At 64.2% G+C, this 2680-nt stretch carries 4 protein-coding genes; all 4 read left to right on the forward strand.

What is annotated here, in order from left to right; genetic code table 11:
* Positions 1 to 418, forward strand: a 418-nt coding sequence (locus tag VJ604_RS17950; protein ID WP_324084904.1) for a GNVR domain-containing protein, incomplete at its 5' end; no start/stop codon positions are given.
* 4 nt (positions 419 to 422) lie between these two features.
* Entirely contained in the window at positions 423 to 1649 is a 1227-nt protein-coding gene (locus tag VJ604_RS17955) for an ExeA family protein (protein WP_324084905.1), read from the forward strand.
* Between the two features lie 31 nt (positions 1650 to 1680).
* Entirely contained in the window at positions 1681 to 2445 is a 765-nt protein-coding gene (locus VJ604_RS17960; RefSeq protein WP_324084906.1) for a CpsD/CapB family tyrosine-protein kinase, read from the forward strand.
* Positions 2446 to 2467: 22 nt separating this feature from the next.
* A partial coding sequence (locus VJ604_RS17965) for a hypothetical protein (protein ID WP_324084907.1) occupies positions 2468 to 2680 on the forward strand: 213 nt, incomplete at its 3' end.

Consider the following 2680-nt stretch of genomic DNA (forward strand, 5'->3'; position numbering starts at 1 on the left):
CCACGCCCAGCAGGCCAAGGCGGCGACCCTGCGCGTGCAGCTGCGCGAGGTGGACGGTGCCCTGCAGTCGCTGGACTCGCGGGAGAAGGAAATCCAGCAGCTGAAACGCGAGCAGAGCATCGACGAGAAGAACTACCAGAACTATGCGGACCGGGCCGAAGAGGCGCGCATCGCAGACGACATGAACCGGCTGAAGCTCGCCAACGTTTCGGTGATCGAAAAGGGCTCGGTGCCCACCATCCCGGTGTCGCCCAAGCGGATGCGGAACATAGCACTAGGGGCAATCCTTGGCGCCCTGGCGGGGATCGGCTTCGCCTTCCTCTCCGAGCACGGCACCCAGAGCTTCTCGACCCCGGAAAGCGTCGAGCGGCGCCTGGGGCTGCCGGTGCTGGCGGCGATCCCGTACCGGGAGGGGTAGCACCATGTACCTCAACTTCTTCAACCTGAAGAAAGAGCCGTTCAACATCACTCCCGACCCGGAGCTGCTCTTTCTGAGTCCCAGCCACAAGGAGGCCTTGGCGGCGGTCATCTACGGGGTGAAGCAGCGCAAGGGGTTCATCGCCATCATCGGCGAGGTGGGGGTCGGCAAGACCACCATCCTCCGCTCGTTCCTGGACAAGGCCAACAAGCAGCAGCTGAAGACCATCTACCTGTTCAACGCCAACCTCTCCTTCAAGGCCCTGTTGCGCACCCTCTACCAGGGGCTGGGGCTCACCCCGGAGAACGAGGACATCTACGAGATGGTGGACCGCCTGCACCACCAGCTCATCGAGGAGTACCGGGCCGGCAACAACGTGGTGCTGGTGATCGACGAGGCCCAGAACATGCCGGTGGAGACCCTGGAGAACCTGCGCATGCTCTCCAACCTGGAGACCGCCACCGACAAGCTGATCCAGGTGGTCTTCAGCGGCCAGCCGGAATTCGAGGAGAAGCTGAACGGGCCGAGCCTGCGCCAGTTCAAGCAGCGCATCGTGATCTCGGTGCGCATCCTGCCGCTCACCGCCAAGGAGAGCCGCGCCTACATCGAGCACCGGCTGGCCAAGACCGCCCTGGGCGACCCCGAGCTGTTCAGCTCCGGCGCCCTGAAAAAGATCATCGACCGCGCGAACGGCATCCCCAGGGTGATCAACATCCTGTGCGACAACTGCCTGATCACCTCCTTCGGCAACCAGCAGAAGCAGGTCTCCTCCAAGGTGGCCGGCGAGATCATCGGCGAGTTCCACCGGGAAAAGCCGTCCCGGCTGGCGCGGCAACTGGCCCTGCCGGCGGCCCTCTTGCTCCTTTGCCTGTTCCTTTTGTTCCTGTGGGACCACCTGCACCCGCTGGACAAAAGCTCGGCGGCGGTTCGCCCGCAGGTCAGCGTGGAGCCGCTGCCGGCCAGCGGAGCGAAGGCGTCGCCCCCCGCTCAGTCGTCGCAGTCCCCGCACCCGGCAGAACTCGCCAGCTCGGAGCAACCGGCGGCAGGCGACGGCGACCAGCAGGGGGTGCGCAAGGTGGTGAGAAGGGGCGACACCCTGGCCAGCCTGATAAAGCAGAACTACGGGGTGGTCAACCGCAGGCTCATTCGACTCGTGAAGCAGCATAACCCGAACATCGTCAACGAGAATGTCATCGTCGAGGGTGACCGGATAGTTTTCCCGGAACGATGAACGCGGGAATCCAGCGGACAGGAGATCTGTCATGAGCAATATCTACGAGGCCCTGATACAGGCAGAGCAGGAGAAGAAAGGCGAACCGGCGGTGATCACCCTTCCCGAAGAAGAGGAGCGGCCGATAGCTCCACCCCTGACGGTACGCCGCGCCAGCAGCAAGACCGGCTTCAGCGCCGACACCGAGCTCTTCGACCTCTACCGGCACATCTCGGGGCTCATGGCCGACTCCCCCGGCAGGACCATCCAGTTCATCAGCACCCGACCCGGCGAAGGGGTATCGAGCGTGGTGCGCGAGTTCGCCCGGGCGGCCGCCCTGCGCTTCAACAAGCGCGTGCTGATCATGGACGCGGCCCACCATCACCCGACCCAGCACCTGAACTTCAAGATACCGGAGGGGTTCGGCTGGCGGGACGCCCTCTCCGCGGGCACCCCCATCCTCAAGGCCTGCTTCCAGGGGGGAGACAAGAACCTGTTCGTCTCGCCCATCTCCATGACCCCTGCCCTCACCCCGCGCATCCACGACGAGGCGGCGGGCGCGGCCATGTTCAGCGAACTGAGGGAGAGCTTCGACCTGATCGTGATCGATTCCTCCCCCGCCACCGTCTCGGCCGACTCCGTCGCACTCACCCGCTTCGTGGACGGCGTGGTGCTGGTGCTTGAGGCCGAGAAGACCCGCTGGCAAGTGGCGGAAAACGTCAAGAACCGCATCCTCAAAAACGGGGGGAACATCCTCGGTGTGATCTTCAACAAGCGACGCTTCTACATCCCCGACAGCGTCTACCGCCACCTGTGACGAGTGGTTTCGGGGGTACACCATGGAACGGAACGGCAAAAACATCCTGGAGCTGAACCCGCACCACCACAACCACGGCCGCTTAGGCGGCATCGTGGACGGCGAGTACGGCGTGCACATAGAGGAGTTCTTCCAGGAGACGCTCTGCCTGGAGAGGAAGCGCTCGGAAAGGTCGGGGCTTCCCTTCGTGCTGATGCGGATCACCTTCGAGAGAGAGGCCGCCCAACAGCCGGCA

The sequence above is a fragment of the Geomonas sp. genome, assembly GCF_035254065.1.
In the GTDB taxonomy this organism is placed as follows: Bacteria; Desulfobacterota; Desulfuromonadia; order Geobacterales; family Geobacteraceae; genus Geomonas.